The sequence below is a fragment of the Streptomyces sp. NPDC051452 genome, from assembly GCF_044454765.1.
Classification (GTDB): domain Bacteria; phylum Actinomycetota; class Actinomycetes; order Streptomycetales; family Streptomycetaceae; genus Streptomyces.
In genome coordinates this window covers 1,110,006-1,132,923 of record NZ_JBITEB010000001.1, presented here as the reverse complement: position 1 = coordinate 1,132,923, position 22,918 = coordinate 1,110,006, and the positions used below count along the sequence as shown (strand labels likewise).

General features: G+C 71.3%; 17 protein-coding genes. 11 read left to right on the top strand and 6 right to left on the bottom strand.

Features of this window, described 5'->3' with window-relative positions; genetic code table 11:
• The first annotated feature begins 38 nt into the window (after nt 1-38).
• The 7 genes from ACIBA9_RS04795 (at nt 39) to ACIBA9_RS04765 (ending at nt 7,683) form a co-directional block, all read left to right on the top strand.
• A complete protein-coding gene (locus tag ACIBA9_RS04795; protein WP_399359868.1) occupies nt 39-1,184 on the top strand; it encodes a VOC family protein in 1,146 nt (381 codons plus the stop codon).
• Nucleotides 1,181-2,119, top strand: a complete 939-nt coding sequence (locus tag ACIBA9_RS04790; protein WP_399359867.1) for a fumarylacetoacetate hydrolase family protein — start codon at nt 1,181-1,183, stop codon at nt 2,117-2,119. Before ACIBA9_RS04795 ends, ACIBA9_RS04790 begins: the two co-directional genes overlap by 4 nt.
• Nucleotides 2,116-3,720 carry a bifunctional 3-(3-hydroxy-phenyl)propionate/3-hydroxycinnamic acid hydroxylase gene (locus ACIBA9_RS04785; protein ID WP_399359866.1) on the top strand — a complete coding sequence of 535 codons (1,605 nt, stop codon included), beginning with the start codon at nt 2,116-2,118 and terminating at the stop codon, nt 3,718-3,720. The genes ACIBA9_RS04790 and ACIBA9_RS04785 overlap by 4 nt, the downstream gene beginning before the upstream one ends.
• 16 nt (nt 3,721-3,736) lie before the next feature.
• Nucleotides 3,737-5,761, top strand: a complete 2,025-nt coding sequence (locus tag ACIBA9_RS04780; RefSeq protein ID WP_399359865.1) for an acetoacetate--CoA ligase — start codon at nt 3,737-3,739, stop codon at nt 5,759-5,761.
• Complete coding sequence (locus ACIBA9_RS04775) at nt 5,758-6,105, top strand: DoxX family protein (protein ID WP_399359864.1); 348 nt, start codon at nt 5,758-5,760, stop codon at nt 6,103-6,105. Before ACIBA9_RS04780 ends, ACIBA9_RS04775 begins: the two co-directional genes overlap by 4 nt.
• Before the next feature lie 71 nt (nt 6,106-6,176).
• Complete coding sequence (locus ACIBA9_RS04770; protein WP_399359863.1) at nt 6,177-6,881, top strand: hypothetical protein; 705 nt, start codon at nt 6,177-6,179, stop codon at nt 6,879-6,881.
• A 298-nt stretch (nt 6,882-7,179) separates the two neighbouring features.
• Nucleotides 7,180-7,683: an RICIN domain-containing protein gene (locus ACIBA9_RS04765; RefSeq protein WP_399359862.1), complete on the top strand. Its 504-nt coding sequence runs from the start codon at nt 7,180-7,182 to the stop codon at nt 7,681-7,683.
• 31 nt (nt 7,684-7,714) lie between these two features.
• Here the strand turns inward: ACIBA9_RS04765 and ACIBA9_RS04760 are convergent, their stop codons facing one another.
• Complete coding sequence (locus ACIBA9_RS04760) at nt 7,715-7,939, bottom strand: hypothetical protein (RefSeq protein ID WP_399359861.1); 225 nt, start codon at nt 7,937-7,939, stop codon at nt 7,715-7,717.
• A gap of 90 nt (nt 7,940-8,029) precedes the next feature.
• Complete coding sequence (locus ACIBA9_RS04755; RefSeq protein WP_399359860.1) at nt 8,030-8,974, bottom strand: EamA family transporter; 945 nt, start codon at nt 8,972-8,974, stop codon at nt 8,030-8,032.
• A gap of 89 nt (nt 8,975-9,063) precedes the next feature.
• Here ACIBA9_RS04755 and ACIBA9_RS04750 point away from each other — a divergent pair, with 89 nt between their 5' ends.
• Entirely contained in the window at nt 9,064-10,671 is a 1,608-nt protein-coding gene (locus tag ACIBA9_RS04750; RefSeq protein WP_399359859.1) for a PLP-dependent aminotransferase family protein, read from the top strand.
• Between the two features lie 838 nt (nt 10,672-11,509).
• Here the strand turns inward: ACIBA9_RS04750 and ACIBA9_RS04745 are convergent.
• Together ACIBA9_RS04745 and ACIBA9_RS04740 are read right to left on the bottom strand one after the other, a co-directional pair.
• Nucleotides 11,510-14,581, bottom strand: coding sequence for an NACHT domain-containing protein (locus ACIBA9_RS04745; protein ID WP_399359858.1), 3,072 nt, complete (start codon nt 14,579-14,581; stop codon nt 11,510-11,512).
• 148 nt (nt 14,582-14,729) lie between these two features.
• Entirely contained in the window at nt 14,730-15,593 is an 864-nt protein-coding gene (locus tag ACIBA9_RS04740) for an alpha/beta fold hydrolase (RefSeq protein WP_399359857.1), read from the bottom strand.
• A gap of 434 nt (nt 15,594-16,027) precedes the next feature.
• Between ACIBA9_RS04740 and ACIBA9_RS04735 the strand changes: the two genes are divergently transcribed.
• A complete protein-coding gene (locus ACIBA9_RS04735; protein WP_399359856.1) occupies nt 16,028-16,864 on the top strand; it encodes an enoyl-CoA hydratase/isomerase family protein in 837 nt (278 codons plus the stop codon).
• Between the two features lie 153 nt (nt 16,865-17,017).
• Here ACIBA9_RS04735 and ACIBA9_RS04730 read toward each other — a convergent pair whose 3' ends face one another.
• On the bottom strand, nt 17,018-19,105 hold the full coding sequence (locus ACIBA9_RS04730; protein ID WP_399359855.1) for a SpoIIE family protein phosphatase: 2,088 nt from the start codon (nt 19,103-19,105) through the stop codon (nt 17,018-17,020).
• 432 nt (nt 19,106-19,537) lie between these two features.
• Entirely contained in the window at nt 19,538-20,044 is a 507-nt protein-coding gene (locus ACIBA9_RS04725; protein WP_399359854.1) for a winged helix-turn-helix transcriptional regulator, read from the bottom strand.
• A gap of 260 nt (nt 20,045-20,304) precedes the next feature.
• On the opposite strand from ACIBA9_RS04725, the gene ACIBA9_RS04720 reads away from it, so the two are divergent.
• Nucleotides 20,305-22,080, top strand: coding sequence for an MFS transporter (locus tag ACIBA9_RS04720; RefSeq protein WP_399359853.1), 1,776 nt, complete (start codon nt 20,305-20,307; stop codon nt 22,078-22,080).
• A gap of 204 nt (nt 22,081-22,284) precedes the next feature.
• Nucleotides 22,285-22,893 carry an AraC family transcriptional regulator gene (locus ACIBA9_RS04715; RefSeq protein WP_399360016.1) on the top strand — a complete coding sequence of 203 codons (609 nt, stop codon included), beginning with the start codon at nt 22,285-22,287 and terminating at the stop codon, nt 22,891-22,893.
• The last annotated feature ends 25 nt before the right edge of the window (nt 22,894-22,918 follow it).

The following is a 22,918-nucleotide window of genomic DNA, read 5'->3' as shown; positions in this document are numbered from 1 at the left end:
TGATTTCCTCATTACGGCAGTGTTGCTTGGAGGGCACCATGTCCCACACCCCCGTTGACAGGGCCGATCGTCAGACGCCCCACCAAGATCTCCACAGTGAGCTGGGCGCCCTGCGCGGTGAGCACCCCGACCGGTCCCGGAACCCCGTCATCAAGGTGGCGGACCTGGCCTGGCTGGAGTTCGAGAAGCCGGACCTGGACCGGGCCGAGGTGTTCGCCCGGGACTTCGGCTTCCAGATCGCCGCCCGCACCGAACGGGAGCTGTGGCTGCGCGGCACCTTCGCGGGCTCACCGTGCATGGTCATCCGTCGTGGGCAGGCGTCCCGCTTCGTCGGGCCGGCATTCCGCGCGGCCGAACGGGCCGATCTGGACCGGCTGGCCCGCGCGACCGGCAGTGACGTCCGCGACATCGACGTACCCGGCGGCGGACAGTCGCTCGCCCTGCTCGATCCCTCGGGTTTCCCGGTCCGGATCGTGCACTGCGGCGGACCGCTGCCCGCTCTGCCGGAACAGCAGCCGCTGATCCTCAACACCGGTACCGGGCGTCGCCGTACGAACGCCACCCAGCGACCGCCCCGCGAGCCGTCGCGCATCCAGCGGCTCGGTCACGTGGTGCTGGAGACGCGGGTGTTCCTGCGGGCCCTCAATTGGTACCTGGACACCCTCGGCATGATCGTCTCCGACTTCCTGTTCCTGGACGGGCAGCGCGACCGCGGGCCGACCATGGCGTTCATCCGCTGCGATCAGGGCAGCACGCCCGTGGACCACCACACCCTCGCCCTGCACCTCGGGCCGGGTACCGGATACGTCCACTCCGCCTACCAGGTCACCGACCTCGACTCCATCGCCGCCGGCGGGGAGTACCTCGCCGAGCGCGGCTACCGGCGCAGCTGGGGCATCGGCCGGCACGTCCAGGGCAGCCAGCTCTTCGACTACTGGCGCGACCCCGACCGCTTCATGCTGGAGCACTTCGCCGACGGCGACCTGTTCTCCCGCGACCTCGAACCCGGCTGGGCGCCGATGTCGGCGAGCGGTCTGGCTCAGTGGGGCCCGCCCGTCACCCGTGACTTCCTCGGCGCCAACCCCTCCCCCGCCAAGCTGCGCGAGGTCGTGACGGCCCTGCGTGGCGACAACGAACTCGACCCCGCACGCCTGCTGGGCCTGATGAAAGCGATGAGCTCATGAGCACCAATGTCCTGCGCACCGCCGACGGCTGGTGGGCCGTCCGGGACGAGCGCGCCGTCCGCGTCGACACCGAGGCGGTCACCACCGCCGAACTGCTCGCCGACCGCGCCGCGGTGCGGGAGGCCGCCGCCTCCGGTGAGACCGGCACGCCCGTGGCCGACCTGGTGGCGCTGCCCCCGGTCACCACGCCCTGCCGGGTGGTGGCCCAGATGGTCAACTACCGCAGTCACGCCAAGGATTCGGGTTTCACCGGCGACATCCCGCCCACCTTCTTCCGCAAGGCGTCGGGCTCGGTCAGCGGCCCGCACGACACGATCGTCCGCCCGGCGCATGTGAGGTTCCTCGACTACGAGGTGGAACTCGGCCTCGTCATGGGCGCGAGCCTGCCCGTGGGCACCGTCGTCGAAGAGCAGGACCTGCCCCGCTACGTCGCCGGGCTCGTCCTCACCAACGACGTCAGCGCCCGCGACCTGCAGCTGACCAAGACCCAGTTCTACGAGAGCAAGTCGTACCCGACCTTCACGCCGACGGGTCCGTACCTGGCGCTGCTGGAGCCCGAGGACTTCGCCCACCTTCTCAACCTGCGGCTGCGGCTGAACGTCAATGACGCCCCGCGCCAGGACCGCACGCTCGCCGACATGATCGTACGGCCCGCCCAGGCCCTCACCCTGCTCGCCCGCTTCCAGACCCTCGAGGCGGGCGACCTGCTGCTCACCGGCACACCCGGCGGCACGGCGCTCAAGGCCCCGCCCAAGCCGGTCGCGAAGATCAGTGCGCTGCTGCCGCCCGCGGTCAGATGGAAGGCGTTCTTCAAGGGGCAGGCCAAGAACCCCCTCTACCTGCGCGACGGCGACCTCGTCACCGCCACGATCGCCACCCCGGACGGGCGAATCGACCTCGGCGAGCAGCGCAACGCCGTGGCGGACGCGACGTGAGCGCCGCAGCAGCCCGCAGACCGGTGGTGATCATCGGCGCGGGACCGGTCGGGGTCACGGCCGCCCTCCTGCTCGCACGACATGGAGTGCCCAGCCTCCTCCTCGAACGCCACCGGGACATCTACCCCCTGCCACGGGCCGTCGTCGCGGACGACGAGATCTGCCGGATCCTGCAGAGCGTCGGCGTCCACGAGGAGTTCGCCGCCGTCGCCCGCCCGGCACCGGGCCTGCGGCTGCTGGATCCCCGGCGCCGCGTGATCACCGAGTTCCCGCGCTCCCCGCACGGCCACCACGGCTTCGCCCAGACCAACATGTTCGACCAGCCTGAGCTGGAACGCCTGTTGCGCGATGCCCTGAAGCGCCGCCCCGAGTGCGAGCTGTGGAGCGGCGCCGAGGCCGTGTCCGTCACGCAGTCCGCCGACGGCACGGCTCCGGTACGGGTGGCCTTCCGCCGCGACGGCAGCGAAGAGGAGGAGTACCTGTGGGCCGACGCCGTCCTCGGCTGCGACGGCGCGGGCAGCATCACCCGGGAGGCCATCGGCGCCGTCTGGGAGGACCTGCACTTCGAGGAGAGCTGGCGGGTCATCGACGTGCGCACCAGCCGCCGGGTGAGCAGCTGGGACGGCGCCGAGCAGATCTGCTGCCCCACCCGTCCGGCCACCTACATGCGGGTCGGCGAGGACCGCTACCGCTGGGAGTTCCGGCTGGACGACGACGAGCGCCTGGACGGCCCGCGGGGGCGGGCACGCCTGCGGGAGCTGGTAGCCCCCTGGGTGGATCTGCCGTCCGACGGGTCGGAGGACGACGACTTCGAGGTGATCCGGCAGGCGCAGTACACCTTCCGGGCCCGCCTCGCCGACCGGTGGCACCGAGGACGCGTCTTCCTGCTGGGCGACGCCGCCCACCTCACCCCACCCTTCATCGGGCAGGGGCTGTGCGCGGGCCTGCGCGACGCCCACAACCTCACCTGGAAACTTGCCCGCGTTCTCCGACAGGGCGCAGGCGACGGGCTGTTGGACACCTACGAACGCGAGCGCAAGCCACACGCCCGCCACCTCATCCGTGTCGCGGTCGCCGTCGGCTGGGCCATGACCGGCGGCCAGGACCGCGGCGCGGCAATCCGCCGGACCGTCGTGGGTACGGCCTGCCGCATCCCCGGCGTGACCGCGACCATCAGCCGCGACCTCAGCCCCGCCCTGACCGCCGGTCCACTCGTACGGCGCCGCCCCCGCCTGACCGGTCGCGGGCTGGCCGGCACCTTCTGCCCCCAACCCTGGGTCCTGCGGGGCGGCAGGCGAGTGCGCCTCGACGACGTCCTCGGCGACTCCTTCGCCGTCCTGACCGCCGTGCCGCCGACCGCGCGGGTGACAGCCATGGCCACCGCACTGGGCGCACCCACGGTTCACGTCGGCGACCTGGACGACGGCGGCACCCTGGCCGCCTGGCTGGCCCGCGGCCGCGCCGATGCCGTCCTGCTGCGCCCCGACCGCGTCGTACTGGACACCGTCCCCACAGGCGCCGGCGACTTCACCGACACCGCGGCCTGGGCCCCGCTGCTGCATACCGCCCGCCGCCCCGCCGAAGCCCGGCCCGCCCCCTGACGAGGAGCACCGCACCATGACCACCCCGCACCCGACCCCGCCCTTCCTGGCTCCCGACCCGAAGGCGGCCGCCGGCAGCCGCATCGCGGACTTCGCCCGCTGGGCCGCCCGGCACGCAGGCGTCCAAGGGCTCCAGGACCCCACCGACTACCAGGCCCTGCACCGCTGGTCGGTCACCGACCTGGAAGGGTTCTGGGCCGCGGTGTGGGCGTACTTCGACATCGACGCGACCACGCCGTACGAGCGGGTGCTGGACGAGGAGACCATGCCCGGCGCCCGCTGGTTCCCCGGCGCCACCCTCAACTACGTCCACCATGCGCTGCGCAACCTGCACCCGGACGCACCCGCGATCACCGCGCTGGACGAGACCGGAGCCGGCTCCGACATCACGGGCCGGGAGCTGCGCGCCCGGGTCGCCTCCGTCGCGGCCACCCTGCGCGACCTCGGCGTAGGAATGGGTGACCGGGTGGTCGGCTACCTGCCCAACACCCCCCACGCCGTCATCGCCTTCCTCGCCGCCGCCAGCCTGGGCGCGGTGTGGTCGGTGTGCGGCCAGGACTACGCACCCAAGGCCGCCGCCGACCGCTTCGCCCAGCTCGAACCGACCGTGCTCATCACCGCGGACGGCTACCTCTTCAACGGCACCACCCACGACCGCCGCGCCGCCTCACTCGACCTGGCCGCCGCCCTTCCCACCCTCAACGCCACGATCCTGGTGAACCACGCGGGCCTTGCCTGGGCCGGCCCCCAGACCTCCGGACGGACGATTCCCTGGCAGGACGCGGTTACCCGCACCGAGCACCTCTCCCTCACCCCGGTGCCTTTCGACCACCCGCTGTGGATCGTCTTCTCCTCCGGCACCACCGGCCTGCCAAAAGGCATCGTCCACGGGCACGGCGGCGTCCTGCTGGAGCACCTCAAGACCCTCGGCCTGCACTGCGACCTGGGCGTCGGGGACCGCCTGCTGTGGTACACCACCACCCACTGGATGATGTGGAACCTGGTCGTCTCCACCCTGCTGACCGGTGCCACCACCTGCACCTACGACGGCAGCCCCGCTCCGGTCGCGCGCCCGGACATCCTGTGGGAACTGGCGGCCCGCCACAAGGTCACCGTCTTCGGCACCAGCCCTCAATACCTGCTGGCCACGGCCAAACTCGGCGTCGAACCCGCCGTGCACGACCTGTCGTCGATCCGCGCCATCGGCTGCACCGGCTCAGCCCTGCCCGCCTCCGCCTACCCCTGGGTCCGCGACCACGTCGGCGCCGACGTCCAGCTGGCCTCCACCAGCGGCGGCACGGACGTCGTCTCCGGGTTCGCCGGCAGCGCCACCACCACCCCGGTGTGGGCCGGTGAACTGTCGGCACCCAACCTCGGCGTGGCGCTCGCGGCCTACGACGAGGACGGACGGCCGGTCCTCGACCGGGTCGGCGAACTGGTCGTCACCCGCCCGATGCCCTCCATGCCGCTGTACTTCTGGAACGACCCCGACGGCAGCCGCTACCGCGACACCTACTTCAGCGCCTACCCGGGCGTGTGGCGGCACGGCGACTGGATCACCCGCACCTCGCACGGCTCGGTGATCGTGCACGGCCGCTCCGACGCCACGCTCAACCGCAACGGCGTGCGCCTGGGCAGCGCCGACATCCACGACGTCGTCGAACGCCTCCCCGAGATCACCGAGGCCCTCGTCATCGGCGCGGAGGAACCCGACGGCGGCTACTGGATGCCGCTCTTCGTGGTCCTCGCCGACGGGGTCGGTCTGGACGAGTCCCTGTGCGAGAAGATCCGCGACGCGATCAGCACCGGTGCCTCACCCCGCCACGTCCCCGACGAGATCCTCGCCGTGCCAGCCATCCCGCACACGAAGACCGGCAAGAAGCTCGAGGTCCCCGTCAAGCGCCTCCTCCAGGGCATCCGCGCCGAGCAGGTCCTCGATCCCTCCACGGTCGACAACCCCGACCTGATCGCCTACTTCGCCGGCCTGGGAGCCGAACGCCGCCAGGCCCGCCGCCCGCACACCCTCGAAGGCGCCTCGTGATCCTCTCCGCCTCGCTGACCTGTCTCATCGCGTTGATCTTCGCCCTGCTGGGCGTGGCCAAGATCCTGGCCCTGGGGCCGATGCCCGGACTGGCCGCCCACGCCGGCCTGACCACCGCGGCCTACCGGGGCATCGGCACGCTGGAGCTGGCGGGTGCCCTCGGCGTGGCGCTCGGCCCGGTCGTGCCCCTGTGCGGCGGCCTGGCGGCTTCCGGGCTGCTGGTGCTGCTCGCCGGTGCCGTGACCACGCACGTACGCAAGGGCGACGGGGTGCGCAAGCTCGTCCCCGCGGTGGCGTGCGCGGCCCTGGTCGCCTGGTATCTCGTACTCCTCGCCGGGCTGTGATCCGTTCCGGGGAGGCCCGGCGGCCACTCGCCCTGTGAGCGGGCCCACCGGGAGACTGGCAGACTGAATCTGTGGTTCCGCTGACGGTCGCGGCGGATCAGACCGCGTCCTCCTCGCTTACCGGCGCCAGTGTGGTGTCAGCCTGCGCACTGGTCTTCACCGTCGCGTCGTTCTGGTGGCTCCACGCCCGACAGGGACGCCTGAGGGCGTGGGAGCCCCATGCCTTCGCGGCGATCGTCCACGATTCCACGGCACGTCTACGGCTGCCGCTCATCCTGCACAACACCGGTCCCAAACCGATCGTCGTACAGGACATCATCCTGACCTTCCCTGATGAGACCGCCTCCCATCTGCCACTGCTGTGGGTGTCCTCACCGCGCCGCCTCCAGCCGGGGCCGGACGAGGAGACGAAGCTGCCGGCCGGATTCGTCGTGCCCGGCAGAGAAGCGCAACAACTTTTCATCGAGTTCGAGGCACCGTTCTCCGGATTCATCCCAGAGGCCCGTGACTACAAGGCCCAGCTACAAGTTCGGGTCGGCCACCGCAAGGGTTGGCGCCCCCTGCTGACATTCATCCTGCGGGCCGCCAACATCATCGATCCAGACCGCTACATCGTCTACGACAACGCACCGCTCGAGCTGACGAAGGAAGACCAGAGGAGAGCGGACGCGGCGCTCCTCGACCTACTTGAAGAGCACGAGGACGGCTCCCCTCAGGGCGGCAGGAGACAGAAAGACCCTCGCAATGACGAAGGGGACGCCGACACGAGCGGCTGATACCGCGCCGTCCGTCCTCCGACGTGGACAGCGGTGGCACCGGCCCGCCGGGCCGCGGCATCGGCGTGCCGGAGGAATCCGGAGTACACGGCGACTCTCCGTCCGGCTGCCGATCCGTGCGAGTCATGCTTCGATGGGGGAGGAATGCGCCACCTCGACGATGGCCACAGGCCGTCGTCGCGGCCTCTGGACTCCCCCCACTCCCTGGCAGGATCACGAGAGGAGCACCCCTATGCGCGAAATCAACCGGCGGCGCGGCCTCTTGAGAGCATCGACCGTTCTTGTAGCCGGGGGCATCATGCTCTTGCCCGACGCTGCGGTCGCACACCCGACGATGCAAGGTGTCCCGACGCAGATCTCGGGAACCTTCCAGATCGTCAACCTGCAGACGGGCAAGTGCGCGACCGTGGCCGGTGGCGTCTCGACCGACAACAACCACCCGCTCGTCCAGTTCAACTGTGACAACGACCCCTCGCGCCGCTGGAACGTCACGAGCGGGAACGGCGTCTCCGAGCAAATCGTCAACGAGCGGACCCGCAAGTGCATGACGGTCGCCGGGGGCGTCTCGACCGACAACAACCACCCGCTCGTCCAGTTCAACTGCGACACGGACCCCTCGCGCCGCTGGAGGCTCGTCAGGGTCAACGGCGACGTGTTCCAGATCGTCAACGAGCGGACGGGCAAGTGCGCGACCGTGGCCGGTGGCGTCTCGACCGACAACAACCACCCGCTCGTCCAGTTCAACTGTGACGACCACCCCTCGCGCCGCTGGGTCCTGCGGCGGAGCGGGAACATCGACTGAAGCGACTGCCGGCGCCATCAGCCGTCAGCCGTCAGCCGTCAGCGCGGGCGACCCGCACAGCGTGCGGATACGACGGCCGGGGCGCTGCCCAGTGGCGGGTGGCGGCTCCGCCGGGGAAGGTCGCCGCGACGGCCACCGGGGCGCCCGCCGACCGGCTCTGGGTCTGGGGCGCGAGGTGGTGGGGCACGTCGTCCGACAGCCGGTGGTCCTCGAGCCGCCGCGCCAGCGTGCGGTCGGTCGGCCACAGGTGCAACACCCATGCCGACGTCGGACACGTGTTGCTCGACCGCCGGACGCCGACGCGCAATCGTGGCACGGGAGTTCCGGTCGGCCGTCGGGCCTGTGCCTACCTGGAGCGCGTCGACGTGGGCGAGGGTGCTGTCCGGGGCGTGGCGTCCACGGAGGCGGCTGCGCCGTGAGCCCGAGACGCCCGCAGCCCCCCGATCAGCCCCCCGATCACCACCGCGATCCCCAGCCACACCGAGGGTCCCGGTACCCCCGTGCCCGTCGCCGTGCCGACCGCCGCCGCCGCGAGCGGGGCGATGCCCGTGAGGAGGCCGGCGCGGCCGGTGCCGACGGTGCGTACGGTCGAGTACCAGAGCACGAAGGCGACCGCCGTGACCAGCAGCGCCAGATAGCCCACGGCCGCCCACTGCGCCCCCGTCAACTCCCCCACCGCCGTGGGGCCTTCGCGTGTCACGCCGAGGACGGCCAACAGCACCGCGCCCAGCCACGACGCGTGCACCGACACCCCCCACGGCGTGTGCCGGCCGAGCACCGGCACCGCCAGCAGCGTGAACGCCGCCTCGCAGCCCAGGGCCAGGGCTGCCCAGGCCACCCCGGCCGCATCCGTACGGCCCGTGCCCTCCACCAGGACCGCGCCCGCCACCACCACGGGCGCCGCCAGCAACACCTGCCGGCTCGGAGCGCGCCGTTCCAGCAGCGGGCCCAGGACCCCGAGGACCACCGGCACCGACGCCACCGCGACCGCGATCACCGCGGGCTCCGCGTGCGCGACCCCCCGCACCACGGCCACGTTGAACAGCACCAGCCCCGTCACCGCGAGCCCCGCCAGCCACAGCCACTCCCGGCCGCGCGGCCGGACCGGACGGGTACCGGCGAGCCGGGCGAGGAGCAGCAGGATCGCGGTCGCGGCCGCGTAGCGCACGGCCTGGGCGGTGAACAGCGGCGCGTCGACGAGGGCGTGCGACACGCTGACGCTGCTGCCGACCAGCACCATCCCGACCATGCCGGGAACCAGGGGCGCGAAAGATGCGGAAGGGGTGTCCATGGGTCCACCCTGGCCGCACAATGGACGCCATGGGCAGGTCCAGAGAGTCATCGGTCGAGGGGTCCAAAACCGCCCCCACGGACGCGCCGGTGAGATCTGCCGGTGCGACTTCCGGGACCGGCGGCGCGGCCGACGGCCGTCCGTCTCGGCCCGGCGCCTCCCTCGGCTCCGACTTCCTCCAGCTCGACATCGCGGACGCGCCCCCGGGCGGGCGGACCGCCTGGCTCGCCGACCGGCTGCGGTCGGCCATAGCCGACGGCCGGCTGCCGGTCGGGACGCGGCTCCCCGCCAGCCGCGTGCTCGCCGAGGAGCTCCGCGTCACCCGGGGCGTGGTCACCGAGGCCTACCGTCGGCTGTCCGAGTCGGGCCAGATCGCCGGCCGGGGCAGAGGCGGCACGGTGGTCGTCGCCGCCCCGGCGCCCCCGACGTCTCCCTCAGCACCGCCCGCGGCCCCCTCGGTATCCGGCCGCCCCTCGCTCTCGTCACCCCCCGCCGCGGAACATCGGGCCTCCTACCCTCGCACCCCCGCCCCCGTCTCCGACGCCTTCTTCGCCTTCCCCCACGGCGAGGGTGTCGTCGACGCCCTGCGCGGCCTGTCCTGCCGGATCGACCTCTCCCCGGGCGTGCCCGACCTCGCCGCCTTTCCCCGGACCGCCTGGCTGCGCGCCGAACGCGCCGTCCTCGCCGCCGTCACCCCGGCCGACTTCGGCTACGGCAGCCCCCAGGGCGCGCCCGCGCTGCGGCGGGCCGTCGTCGGCTGGCTGGCCCGCAACCGCGGCATCCGCGCCGACCCGGACGAGATCGTGGTGGTCGCCGGTGTGGCGCAGGCCCTGGGGCTGCTCGGGCAACTGCTGCGTGCCGACGGCGTCGACCGCGTCGCCGTCGAGGACCCCGGCTCGCTCGGCGCGCGCCAGCAGCTCGAGTACGGTGGCCACACGACCGTCCCCGTCCCCGTGGACGCCGGCGGCCTGGACGTCGACGCGCTGCGGGCCTGCGGGGCCAGGGCCGTGCTGATGACCCCGGCGCACCAGTTCCCCACCGGCGTGGTCCTCGACGGGGAGCGCCGGCGCGAGCTGCTGCGCTGGGCGGCCGAGGGTGGCGTCGTGATCGAGGACGACTACGACGCCGAGCACCGCTACGACCGGCCCCCCGTACCGGCACTGCGCTCGCTGCTGCCCGACGGGGTCTGCTACGCGGGCAGCGTCTCCAAGCTGCTCGCCCCGGCACTGCGGGTCGGCTGGCTCCTGGTCCCGCCGCACCTGCGCGACGCCCTGGTCACCGCCAAGCGGTACGCCGACCTCGGCAACGGCATCCTCACCCAACTGGTCCTGGCCCGGCTCATGGACTCGGGCGAGCTCGAACGGCACCTGCGCCACGTCCGACGCCGCCACCGCAGGCGCCGGGACGTGATGCTGCGGGCCGTCGAGGCACACCTGCCCGGCGCCCGCGTCCACGGGGCGGCCGCCGGACTGCACCTCATGGTCACCTTCGCCGACGAGCCCGGCAGCCGCGTCCGCGACACCGACCTGGCCGCGGCCGCGCTCGCCCGGGGTGTGAAGGCCCACCCCCTGTCCTGGCACCGCCTCACCCCTGGGCCGCCTGGCCTGGTCCTCGGCTACGCGGCGGGCGCCGCCCATGAGATCGAGGAAGGCATCGCCCTCATCGGGGAGGCGCTGCGGACCCTGCCCGCCGCCTGACCCCGCCGCTGCCCGGGACACCCCGGTGCCCTCGCCTGGCCCGCCCCGGTGATCGGCGTACCGCAGACGGATGAGCCGGCCGAGCACGGCGCAGTTCCGCGGCTCGTGCCGGGTGGCCACGTCGAGGATCTCGGCGCCGATCAGTTCCGTGCGCCGCGAGGCCGGCCCGGGTGACGGACGGTAGGAACACGCCGTTGGTAACGGCCGCGCGCAGCGCCGCACCGGGCGGACCGGCCGCCGCCCCGGCTGCGGCGCACTACCGCGCCGCCCAGGACGCCCTCGCCAAGACTGCGGGCATGCCGGGGCTGCGGACCTGTTCGCCCTCGCCCTCCTGGGCGTTCGTCTCCTGCACGGCCGTCCCGCGCCGGGACCGGTCTGGGACGGAGAACGAGTGGTCGAGCCCCCAACGCCCGCGGGCTGGGCGGAACTTCACGGCCAGGCCGGCCAGGAGGCGGCCCGACTGGACCGGGAAGCGCTACGGCGGCACGCGGCCCATCCAGTCTGATATGCCTGGTCCCAGATTCCCTCCTGCCGAGAAGCCTTCATACCGCCGAGTGAGGATGACGCGACGATGCTGACGATATTGATAGTGGCCGGTGTTGTAGGGGCCATAGCAGGAGTGCTCAGTGTCGTACTCATGCGGCGGGAACGCTGAGATTCAGGACGTTCACCGGCTCGCCCCCGAGTCGGCACAGACGGCGCCCCTCTTGACCGCGGTCAGGTCGGCCGACGTCCGGACCTCACGTCGGGGGCGGCCGCCTCGACTGCCCCGGCCCCGGCCGCTCACCGGCTCGAAGCACCCTGCCACCGGGGTCAGTTACTGGCGAAGGGGGGTCACTCATCCGGAGGGAAGGCCGAACAGGTCGGCGTGGTGCCTGTTCATGTGCTCCCTCAATTCGGCGGGTAAGGAGGCGGCCAAGGCCTCGACGATCGGGCGGGCGTGCGACCCCAGCCGGTCGCGGTCCCGGTCGACCAGGTCGCACAGCAACGGCAGCAGACGCCGGCCCACCGTGAGGTCCGGCCCGGCGGTGTCGACCCCGGCGGCGACGCGCGCGTACAACTGCCTGACCTCCTCGTCCGGTAGTGCCGACCCGGCGTCCAGCCACAGCCGCAGCAGGTCGTGCACGACGGAGGTCGCGGGGCGGCCCCCGCCACCGTTGAAGGTGGTCACCAGCGGGCCCAGCGACTCCAGCAGCGGCTGAGCGATTTGGAGCAGCACGCCCTCGGTCGTCCCGACGGCGAGCCGGGCCTTGTGCCACATGTCGTCCCAGTAGGCGACGTGCCAGGTCACGTGCCCTGCCTCGCGCGGCGTCACCTGGTACATCCAGTGGGCGTCGACGACTTCGGGGCGTGCGGTGTCGTCGTCCTCCTGCCGCAGGCGGATGTGCAGGTCCCGGCCCGTGGCGTTCCTGACGTGGCTGACGTTCAGGGCCAGGGCGAAGTCCGCCCACTCCGCTTCCGGGAGCGAGGCGCGCCACAGCAGTGTGTGGGCGTGCCAGGCGTGACCGGGGTCGTCCTCGGCGGGGAACAGGGTTGCCGCCGTCGTCTCGCCGGTCAGTAGGACGACCAGCATGACGAGGTTCGCGCTGTAGATGCCGTGCCGCGAGGAGACACGCATGCGACGCGGGCTGTACGTCGGGTACGACCGCTTGTCCCCCCGCTCCTCCCGGCCCCGCTCCCAGTGCACCCGCACCACCAGGTCGGCGATCCGCTCCCGCTCCTCCGCCGAGAGCCGGGCGACGCACGCGCGCGCGAACCTCAGCATCTGCCGTGAGAACAGAGGCGCGAACGACACCAGGGCGTAGAGGAGGTCGTCGTCCAGGGGCTCCGCGCTCCGCAGCAGGGCGGGCCGATGGCCGAGGAGCCGTACCAGTTGCTGGACCGCCAGGCGCACGGCGAGGTACTCGCCGAACGTGGCGTGCAGGAACTCGTAGCTGGACAGCCGCTCCCCGTCCCGGATGGACTGGGCCCGCTGGACGAAGAAGAACCGGCCGAGCGCGGCCTCGGCCTGGTCCAGCGGCTTACGGAAGCTGTCCGACCGCTCCTCGGACTGTCCGTAGATGGCTCCGAGGTCGTCCTCCAGTTCCTTGCTGGACACCCATTGGCGCCCGCGGTTGAGCATGGAGAAGGCTACGATCGACAGCCGCTGCAACTCGCTCTCGACGCGCTCGTCGACGTGGCTGTCCCACAGGGCGTCCCCGGCGCTCTTGCGCACCTCTCGCCGCGCGAACGAGATCAGCAGAGCCTCGTAGAGTTCGGCCTCGTCCAGGGGGCGGCCGTCCTCGCCCTGGAATTCGTTTCCGGCGCCGTGAAAGAGGGCGAGCATGGTGAGCAGCAGGGGCTGCTCGGCCAGTCTGCGATGCGGCGCCAGCAACTCCCAACTCAGGGTGGACAGTCCACGGGCGACGAGGTTGCGGGCATTGCGGTTGTTCCACTGCTGGATCCACACCCTGATCTGGTCCGGCTGGAAGGGTTCCAGGCGGAGGGCGACCGTGCCGGACGGATGCTGGGCCCGGTCCGCGACCGCGGTCCGACTGGTCACCAACGCCAGTACGGGCCTGCCCTGTTCGCGCTCCCTCTCCTGGAAGCGGGCGACGTGTGTGAGGAAGTCACTCTGCCGCACTCCGGTGGTCTGCAGGAGTTCGTCGAAGCCGTCCAGCAGCAGGACGGGGACCGCCGTACCGGCCGAACGGACCAGTTCCGGCCAACCGACCCGCTCCCCCGTCGCGTCGCGCACGGCCTGCTCCAGTTGGTCCTGGAGGTCGTGGTCGGCCCGCACGTCGCGGAGCGCCACCCGGACGGGCAGGAAGCCCGCGGCGGGCAGCCGGGCCGCGAGGATCATGGTGAGGACGGACTTGCCCGCGCCCGGCTGCCCGAGCACCAGCAGCGGAACGTCCCAGAGACCCGGTGAGGTGAGGGCGCCGGCCAGGTAGTCCGTCAGGTCGCTGCGCACCGGTACCCCGGCCCACCACTCCTCGTCGGCGGGGTTGTCGTGGTCGCCGACGGCGCGCACCTTGAAGTCGGGGTCCAGGTAGACCTCGTCCAGGGTAGGCATGGACATGCCCTCGGGAGGCGAGTCGGCGGCAAGGATGCGGCGGCCGAGCGCCGCCTGGTGGGCGCGTGCAAGTGCCCGCGCCGCATGCTCCGGGGGGTGGCTCAGAGCAGCGGAGGACGCCAGGACCTGTTCCAGTTGCGCGAGCGCCCGGCGCAGCTCGGCCCGCGTCGCCTGGTGCTCCAGCTGACCGGTCCAGTAGAGGAACTCCGGTGCCTCCTGGACGAGTCGGCGGTACAGGTCCGCGTACCGCTCCACCGCACGGCGCGGCAGGATCAGCTGCACGGTGTCCGTGGCCGCCTGCCTTTCCCGGCTCGGCAGCCTGGCCCACACATCGAGTCCCTCCAGGAAGCGCGTGATGCGGCCGCCCAGGGACTCGTACCACTGCCCGAGCGCGACGAGGGTGTCCTCGTACGGGAGGTGCGGGGCCGGACAGGGTGCGTCGACCTGGGCCAGGGTCCGCCCCAGCCCCTCCGGTGCGGGCGGCCGGCCGGCCACGAGCCGCATCTGTTCCCGGCGAGTGAGGCGTACGTCGTCCCAGGAGAAGGGGAGTTCCGTCTCCTGGAGCACTTCGAAGAACGCCAGTACGACGATGACCGTGTGGGCCGCCTCCAGAAGCCGGGTGCGCGCCGCGCGTCCGTCGGCGCCGCGCAGGCGGTCTCCCAGGCTCCGGGCCGCCGCACGGCCCAGCCCCAAGATGCGTCCGCGCTCGCCCAGCATGCCGAGCACCTCGCCGCTCAGGCCGCCCGTGGCCAAGTTCAGCGCGCCGCCGACCGCCCGGTCCACGGTGGCCGTCGCGGGGGGATCCTGCCCGAGGAGCACCAGCGCGTCCCCGAACGAAAGCAGCCTGCGTGACACCGCCGCACCCCCCGTGATCCCCCGCGCACCCAAGGCCAGCATCGTGTCACGGCGGCCCAGGCGGGGTCAGCGGATCACCAACTTCCTTGCCGGGAGCAAGATTTCCCCGTGGATGGCCGGCACTGCGTCCGGTGTGGCGGGACAAGCCTCAGCGACCGCTGTTCTCCGATCGCCACCGGCGACCCAGGAGGACGACGACCGAACCTGCGGCCACCGACGCGGCGGCTACGCTGCCGAGGGTGACGGCGTGCGTGGTCTGCCGTCCTGAGCCGGTGTTCGCGAGGGCCGGGCCGGAAGGATCGGCCGCGGTGGTCGTGGTGCCGGTGGCCTGGGAGGCCTGCTCGATCAGGCGGGTGACCGCGCCCGGCTGGGATACCGCTACCGCGTGGGACGCCTTGACCTCGACGGTGTGTGCATGGGCGCGCTGAGCCATGAAGCGTTGTGCGGCCGGCGGGATGTTGCGGTCCTGGGTCGTGATCAGTGTCCAGGAGGGGATGGTCTTCCAGGCGGCTTTGGTGGCCTTCTCCTGCAGGGCCGACGCGGCCACGGGACGTTGGGTCGCGGCCATCAGGTCGGTCACCGATCTGGACACGTCGGCGGCGAACTGGTCGTGGAACTTGTCGGCCTTGATGTACTGGTCGGTGCCGGTGCCCCCGCCGGGAAGGGGGAAGGGCACGTTGTTGAGGGTGGGGCCGAGAGTGCTCCCGGGGAACTTGTTGGACAGTTCCAGGGAACTCTCCCCCTCCGCGGGAGCGAAGGCGGCGACGTAGACCAACGCCTTGACCTGGGCGTCACCGACAGCGGCTTCGCTGATCACGGCGCCCCCGTAGGAGTGACCGACGAGGACGACCGGTCCGTGCACGCTCTTCAGCACGCTGTGGATGTACGCGGCGTCACTGGCCAGTCCACGCAGCGGGTTCGCCGGAGCGATGACCGGATAGCCCGCCTGCCGCAGGCGCGTGATCACCCCGTTCCAGCTGGACCCGTCGGCGAAGGCACCGTGTACCAGCACGATGGTGGGCTTGCCGCCGCCTGCCCCGCCATCCGCTGAAGCCGATGCTGATGCCGATGCCGATGCCGATGCCGCCGGGACCGCGCACAGGACGGCGACGGCGAACGCAACCGACGCACCGTGAAGACGCCGTCTGTGGCGTCGTATGCCATGGACCGAACTCATTCTGTTCTCGCCTTCCGTCAGGCTGTACCGCAATCAGCTTCACGCGTCTGCGGCACCGAGCCAGCTCACCCAGTGCAATCGGGTGAAATCTGTACGGCAGTCGGTGTAACTGCTTCTGCGAGAGGCTTGGCAGGCACTCGAATCACACAAGCACTCCTCGCTGCTGATGCTCATCGCCGAGCGTCAGGGCATCACCGGTGCGGATCCGCTGCCGAGTTCCAGGCAACAGGCGCTGCAATAACCAACGCCCCTCCCCCGAAGGGAAGATCATGAGCTTCGCCTATGCGTCGATTCGGACCCGAGAGGAGGCCGGTGTCCTGTTCGCCACCCTGGATGCCGGCCCCCTCAACCTCATCGGTGTCGACCTCGTCCGTGACCTGGTCTCGCTCGTCGGCGCGCTGGACCCCGACCCCGGGGGTGTGCGGGTTGTCGTCATCGACAGCGCTTCACCCGAATTCTTCTCGGCGCACGTGGACCTCACGGCGATCCCGCAGTACACCGCGGAGGCCGCCAAGGCCGGGGGCCCTGGTGACGCCTCGCTTGGCATGTTCCTGTACAAGCTGGCGCACGTCCCGGTGATCACCATCGCGAAGGTGCGCGGCCGGGCCCGCGGCGGCGGCAACGAACTGGCCCTGGCCTGCGACATGATTTTCGCCGCGCGGGAGAACGCGGTCTTCGGGCAGTTCGAGTCCGGCACCGGCGCCCTGCCCGGCGCCGGCGGACTTCAGCATCTGACCCGGCGGCTCGGCAGAACACGCGCCATCGAGGCCATCACCGGCGCGGACGACTTCGACGCCGACCTCGCGGAGCGCTACGGCTGGATCAACCGCGCCCTGCCCGACGCCGACCTGGACGGCTTCGTCGAACGCCTGGCCAAGCGCATCGCCGGCTTCCCACCCGCAGGGGTCAAGGCCGCGAAGCGCGCGATCAATGACCTCACGCTGCCGCAGCCGGCGAACGTCCGATCCGACTCGGCCATGTTCCTCGGGCTGGTCGCACTGCCCGAAAGCCGTGAGCGCCTTGACTACCTCACGGACCGGGGCCTCCAGACGCCCGGTGACCTCGAACGCGACCTCGGCAAGGCAGTGGCGGAGTTCCGCGACTGATGGTTGGTGCCAGCCGCTGCCCCGTTGCCGGCCCCGGGGGCTGCCCCGGCCAAGGGCGGGAGCCGGTGATACCCAACCGAGCAGCCACAGATTCTCTGACGCGCTCGTACACAGCACGGTCGGCCGGCGACGATCGGGGCGACCTCGGTGTCGCTATGGCCGCTGTGGGGGGCGGAGCAAGGGTGCGGGCGGGAGAGTCTGCTCGGCCCAGACGGTCTTGCCGTCGAGGGGGGAGTAACGGACGCCCCAGTTTTGTGTGAGCTGGGCGATGATGGACAAGCCGCGACCGCCCTCGTCGACGGTCTTCGCGTGGCGCACTCGCGGCGCGAGCGAATTGCTGTCGCGGACTTCGCAGGTCAGCGTGCGGTCCTTGATGAGCCGCAAGTGCACGGGCGGGGCGCCGTAGCGGATGGCGTTGGTGACCAGTTCGCTGACGATCAATTCGGTGGTGTAGGTGCTTTCCTCATCCACTCCCCACCGGGTGAGCTGCTGCTGGGTGTGGGCGCGCGCCGTGGCGACGGCTTCGGGGTGATGGTCGAGAGGCCACGCGGCGACCTGGTCCGCGGGGAACGGATGGGTGCGGGCGAGGAGGAGGATCACCTCGCTGTGGCGGATGTCGTTCCCCAGCCGGTAGAGCACGTCGTCGCACAGATCCTGCAGTGGCCGGTCCGTGTCGGCCAGCACCCGTGGAAGGACATCCGCGGACCGGGACAGCAGGGATGGGGTGTAGAAGGCAAGGACGCTGCCGTCGGTGAGGGGGACCGTGCCGGCCGCGAAGGGGGGTCCTTCGGTACTGCCCAGGGGAGGCCCGGTCGGCAGATGAGGGATTTCGGTGCTCCCATCGGGGTGGGCGATCACGGGTGGCGGGTGATCGGCCAGGGCGATGGTGCAGGTCTGGGCGAGTGGGTCGTAGACCGCGTACGCGCAGCTTCCCGTGAGCGGCATGGGGTCGCCGGGCGGCAGGACCGCGCGCTCCTGGGCGAGGCTGATGGCGGTGTCGTTGAGGCGGGCGAGGAGTTCGTCGGGTTCCAGGCCGAGCGCGGCCAGGGAATGCGTGGCGGTCCGTATCTGTCCCATGGTGGTGACCGCGTGGATGCCTTGACCGGCTACTTCGCCGACCACCAGTGCGGTACGGCCGCCGGAGAGGGCGAAGGTGTCGAAACTGCCGCCCCCGCCCACGTCGGAGGGCACGTGCAGGTGCGCGGTCTCGACGGTTGTCCCCGTCGCGGGCTGAGGAAGCAGTAGGTGGCGCTGGATGGTCAAGGCGATGGTGTGTTCGCGGGTGTAGCGGCGGGCGTTGTCGATGCACAGCGCGGTGTGAGCGGCCACTGCGACGGCGAGGGTGACGTCGCCCTGGTCGTACACGTCGGCCTGGTCGGTGCGGTACAGGCTCAGCAGCCCCAGCACGGTTCCCCGCAGCGTCAGGGGTGTGGTGATGAGGCTGTGGGCACCGGAGGCGCGAATCACTTCGGCGCGCGGTGGGACGGCCGCCAGCCAGGGTGTTTCGGGACCCAGGGCGACGAGTCGGGGCCTGAGGTCGGCCAGCGTCTGCGCGTAGGGCGTCGGAAAGGGCAGCGAGCGCACGTCACCCACCGGATGTGCCTGCACCTGCTCCTCGCCGCCGCTGCGGCCGACGGCCGCACGGCGCAGCGGCACATCCCGTCCAAGCGGACTCGGCGGAGGTTCCTCGCCGCGCACCACCGCGTCCACCACTTCCACCACGGCGATGTCGGCGAAATCCGGTACCACCGCCTGCACCAGTTCCTGGCAGGTGGCCACCACATCGAGGGTCCGCCCCGTGCGCTCGCGCACCGAGCCAAGCACGCGCAGACGGGTGCGTACCTCTTCACGTTCGGTGACATCGACTATCTCCGCCAGCACCCCCAGGATCTTCCCCTGCACGTCCTCGAGACGGGATACCGAAACGGAGAACTGGCACTCGGGCCCCTGCGCGCCCTTGCGACGTGCCCCTACCAGTCGCCCCCGTATGGGCGCGCCGCTCTCCAGCACGCCGTGCAGCATCGCCTCGACCTCACCGGGCCCGGAAAGGTCGTACACCTCGGTGAAGTGCCGGCCGATGATCTCTTCTGGGTGTGCTGTGCGCAGGACGGGCGTGTGGACGCTGATCCGTAGGATCCGCAGCTCCCTGTCCAGGACCACCAGGCCAGTCGGCGACTGGTGGAACAGAGCTTCCAGCACTGCCGCACCCTCGGCGACCGAAATGGCTTCGTTGTGCGCCACGGGAACACACCTCCCCTACCCAGCCTGCTCCTGGCTCCCGCGCACCGCTCTCTCGGATCACTCGACTTGCCTCGACGTGCTGCCCGGGCCCTGCTTGGGGGAGGTGGATGGACGCGCTCGTCCTCGCGCCAGATCGGTCCTGGCGGCCGGGGGAGGTAGGTCGCCGATGACGCGCCGAGCACGGTGCGGGTACGCGGTCCGTACGTGATGGGTGCGCGCCGCTTTCGCGTGCGTACGTTTCGTAGCGCCTATGGCCTTCGTAGCGCCTATCGCCGGATCGGCATGAGCCCGGAGCGACGGTGGGGCCGAGCGGTGCTGGGAGGCGACGGCGCACGGGGCTCGTGCCGCTGATCGCTCTCGGTGATGTCCCCGTCCCCACGGTGACAGCGCGCGGCGCCCGCGCTCGCTGCGCCGGGCGCTGTCGAGAAGCCTTCAGCCGTCGCTCGATTCAGTGCTGTCCGGGTCGAGGCGAATGAGGCCCGGGCCGGCGTCGACGAACGAGTCCCCGGGCTGCACGTCGTGGCCGTGGTCGCAGCGGAGCACCGCACGCACCGGCGCACCGCAATCTTCGTGGCGTACGACCACCGGGGGCCCGAGTTCGTCCGCGGCCCAGGTGTCTCCCCACTGCCGCAGCGCCATGATGACGGCCCGGAAGTCCCGCCCCTTCTGCGTCAGTTGATAGGCGTACCGGGTCCGCTTGCCGGGCTCCTGGTAAGGGACGCGCTCCAGGAGCCCGGCGGCGGTCAGTTCCTTCAGGCGCGCCGCGGCGGCGGGTTCGCCGATACCCACACGCCTGGCGAAGTCGTCGAACCGGCGAGTGCCGAGGAATGCCTCGCGCATGATCAGCATCGCCGTTCTGTTGCCGACGATCTCCAGAGCCCTGGAGATGGAGCAGTTGGCCATGGACCAGGCCTCCCGCTTCTCCAGTAGATCCTTCATCTCCTCACCTCCACCTGGCTTGCCTCATCCGAAGCCAGCCTATACCGTCAGGGCTGACTTATGGCACCGTAAGTCAGCCATGAACACGCTCCGGAGGGAGGAACCATGGACATCAGCACCGATCCCGCCTCCGTCGCCGCGGCTGCGAGGGAGGCCCGTGACATCACAGTGCCGATCGACAACGCGGGCAGTTCCACAGGCGCCGATCCACTGACCGGTCGCCCCGGGGCGTCACCGCTTCCGGACTCCACGTCGGCTCCATGGACACCGCCATGGCCCGCCACGTCACCGAGCCCAAGACCGACCCGGCGGACGTTGCCCGCGCGACCGTCGACGGCATCGCCCCCGCGGCTGCCGAGACCGTCGTCGACGACCGCGGCCGCCAGGTACAGGCCGACCTTTCCGGTGGCGTCGCCGCCCTTCACCCGCAGCTCGACTGCCGAGACGAGGACACCGTGACCTCCGCTCCGTCCCCCGCCCCGGGCCGACTCAAGCCGACCGACCCGCACACCGCTGTGCGACCCTCCTCGAACCAGCCCTCCCGGCTCGCCGCCGCCGTCACGCTCATCGCGATGTGCCTGGGCGCCATGACGACCTTTCTCCTGATCACCGCATCGGTGTCGGCGATGTCGGCCATCCAGGACGATCTGCACGTCTCCCCCACCGGGCTGGTCTGGATCCCCTCCGCGTACGCCCTGCTCGTGGCCTGCCTGGTGTTGTCCGCGGGCACCGTCGGCAACCTCTACGGCCGCAAGCGCACCTTCCTCACCGGCGCCGCGATCATGATCGTCGGGTCGCTCACCGTCTACGCCTCGCACTCAGCGGGAGGCGTCATCGCCGGCCAGTTCGTCTCCGGCCTCGGCGGCGCTCTCATCCTGCCCAACAGCCTGGCCATCCTGGGGGCGGCGTTCCCCGACCCCCACCGGCGCACCGAAGTCGTCACCGCCTGGGCGGCCTCCTCGGGCATCGGACTGGCCGTCGGGCCCCTGATCGCGGGCACCCTGCTGGACCACTTCCACTGGAACACGGTCTTCCTGTCGACCGCTGTCCTCGCCCTGGTCACCATGGCCGTCGCCGCCTTCGTCACCGAATCCCGCGGCCCCGACGGCAAACTCGACATCCCCGGCCAGATCCTGGCCGTTGTGGGCATCGCCGCTCTCGTCTACGCCCTCATCGAAGGCGGACACGACGGCTACACCAGCTCCGGCATCCTCACCGCCTGGATCATCGCGGCCGCGGCCCTGACCGGTTTCGTCCTCGTCGAGCGCGCCGGCCGCACCCCCATGCTGGACATGACCCTGTTCCGGTCGGCGTCGTTCAGCGCGGTCATGTTCGTAGGCGCCGTCTCCCTGTTCGGCTTCACCGGCATGGCCATCCTGTCGGTGCTCTTCTACGAGCGTGTCCAGCAACTGTCCGCCCTGGACGTGGGATGGCGGCTGCTGGCCTTCTTCGGCGTCTACGTCGTCGTCGCCTACGCGACCGGACGCGTGATCCGCCGTACCGGCTTCAAGCTCCCGCTGAGCCTCGGCTTCCTCCTCGGCGCCGCCGCCGCAGCCGGACTCACCACGCTGGATCCGACCACCCCCTACGCCCGGGTGTGGTGGCTGTACGCGCTCTTCGGCGCCGCGAGCGGCATGGTGGCCGCGCCGAGCACCGCCGCCGCCCTGGTCAGCGTCTCCCACGAACGCGCCGGCATGGCCTCCGGAGCCGTCAACACCTTCCGCCAGATCGGATCCGTCACCGGCACCTCACTCCTCGGCGCACTCCTCGCCAGCCGGCTTCAGTCCCAACTGCCGACCCAGCTCAGCGCCCACCACGTCCCCCGAGCAGCCTGGCCAGCCGTCGAGCACGCCGTCTCCACCGGCAGCGGCGCCCATCGAGCGGCCCCGCCCAACGTGACCGCCGCGATCGGCGACGCCTTCACCTCCGGCGTCCACGCCGGAATGACCGTCATCGCCGCCGTGTTCCTGTGCGCGGCCCTGGCCTCGGCCCTGCTGGTACACAACCGACCGCACACCACCGCCACGACGAACTGACGCACCACTTCCACGAGCGACGCCGAGAACCATGGGTTCGCCTGCGCAGCGATGTCGACGAGGGCCACGGCTGTGGCCGATGAAGCCCTGTGCGACAAGGATGCGGTGGGCGTATCCGCTGAGCCGGCCCCTGACCTGGCTCTCACCCCGAAATGGCGCGCCATGGAAGGATGCACATCCATTGCCGTACTGGAAGGAGACGTGATGCAGGTAGCCGTGGTCACCTTCGACGGGTTCAACGAACTCGACAGCTTCATCGCATCCGCGCTGATCAACCGATGCCGCAAGGACGGCTTGGAAGCCTTCATCACCACTCCGACCCCGGTGGTCAGGTCGATGAACGGTGTCGAGGTGACCGGACAGCGCCCGATGGAGTTCGTGACCGAAGCCGAGGTGGTGCTGATCGGCAGTGGCGTCAGGACACGAGACGTGGTCGCCGACGACCAGCTCATCTCCCGGCTTCCGCTCGACCCTTCGCGACAGCTCGTCGGTGCGCAATGCTCCGGCGCGCTGGTGCTCGCCCGCCTGGGGTTGCTGGACGGCATGCCGGCCTGCACCGATGTGAAGACCCGACCCTTTGTCGAAGCCTGCGACGTCACCGTGCTGGACGCGCCGTTCCACGCCGAGGGCAACATCGCCACGGCCGGAGGCTGCCTGGCGTCCCAGTACCTCGCCACCTGGGTGATCACCCGTGTGCTCGGGGAAGGCGCCGCGCGCGACGTCATCGGCTACGCGGCTCCGGTCGGCGAAAACCAGGAGACCATCGACCGTGCCATGCGTGCCATCCGCCCGGGCGCGATCGCACTGCGCTGACGTCCCGCGATCCGTCTCGGCACAG

Bases quoted from the DNA above. Each gene is read 5' to 3' on its own strand.
- ACIBA9_RS04795 (WP_399359868.1), top strand. From the start codon at position 39: ATGTCCCACACCCCCGTTGACAGGGCCGATCGTCAGACGCCCCACCAA.
- ACIBA9_RS04790 (WP_399359867.1), top strand. From the start codon at position 1,181: ATGAGCACCAATGTCCTGCGCACCGCCGACGGCTGGTGGGCCGTCCGG.
- ACIBA9_RS04780 (WP_399359865.1), top strand. From the start codon at position 3,737: ATGACCACCCCGCACCCGACCCCGCCCTTCCTGGCTCCCGACCCGAAG.
- ACIBA9_RS04765 (WP_399359862.1), top strand. From the start codon at position 7,180: ATGCTCTTGCCCGACGCTGCGGTCGCACACCCGACGATGCAAGGTGTC.
- ACIBA9_RS04755 (WP_399359860.1), bottom strand. From the start codon at position 8,974: ATGGACACCCCTTCCGCATCTTTCGCGCCCCTGGTTCCCGGCATGGTC.
- ACIBA9_RS04735 (WP_399359856.1), top strand. From the start codon at position 16,028: ATGAGCTTCGCCTATGCGTCGATTCGGACCCGAGAGGAGGCCGGTGTC.
- ACIBA9_RS04725 (WP_399359854.1), bottom strand. From the start codon at position 20,044: ATGAAGGATCTACTGGAGAAGCGGGAGGCCTGGTCCATGGCCAACTGC.
- ACIBA9_RS04720 (WP_399359853.1), top strand. From the start codon at position 20,305: ATGGACACCGCCATGGCCCGCCACGTCACCGAGCCCAAGACCGACCCG.
- ACIBA9_RS04715 (WP_399360016.1), top strand. From the start codon at position 22,285: ATGCAGGTAGCCGTGGTCACCTTCGACGGGTTCAACGAACTCGACAGC.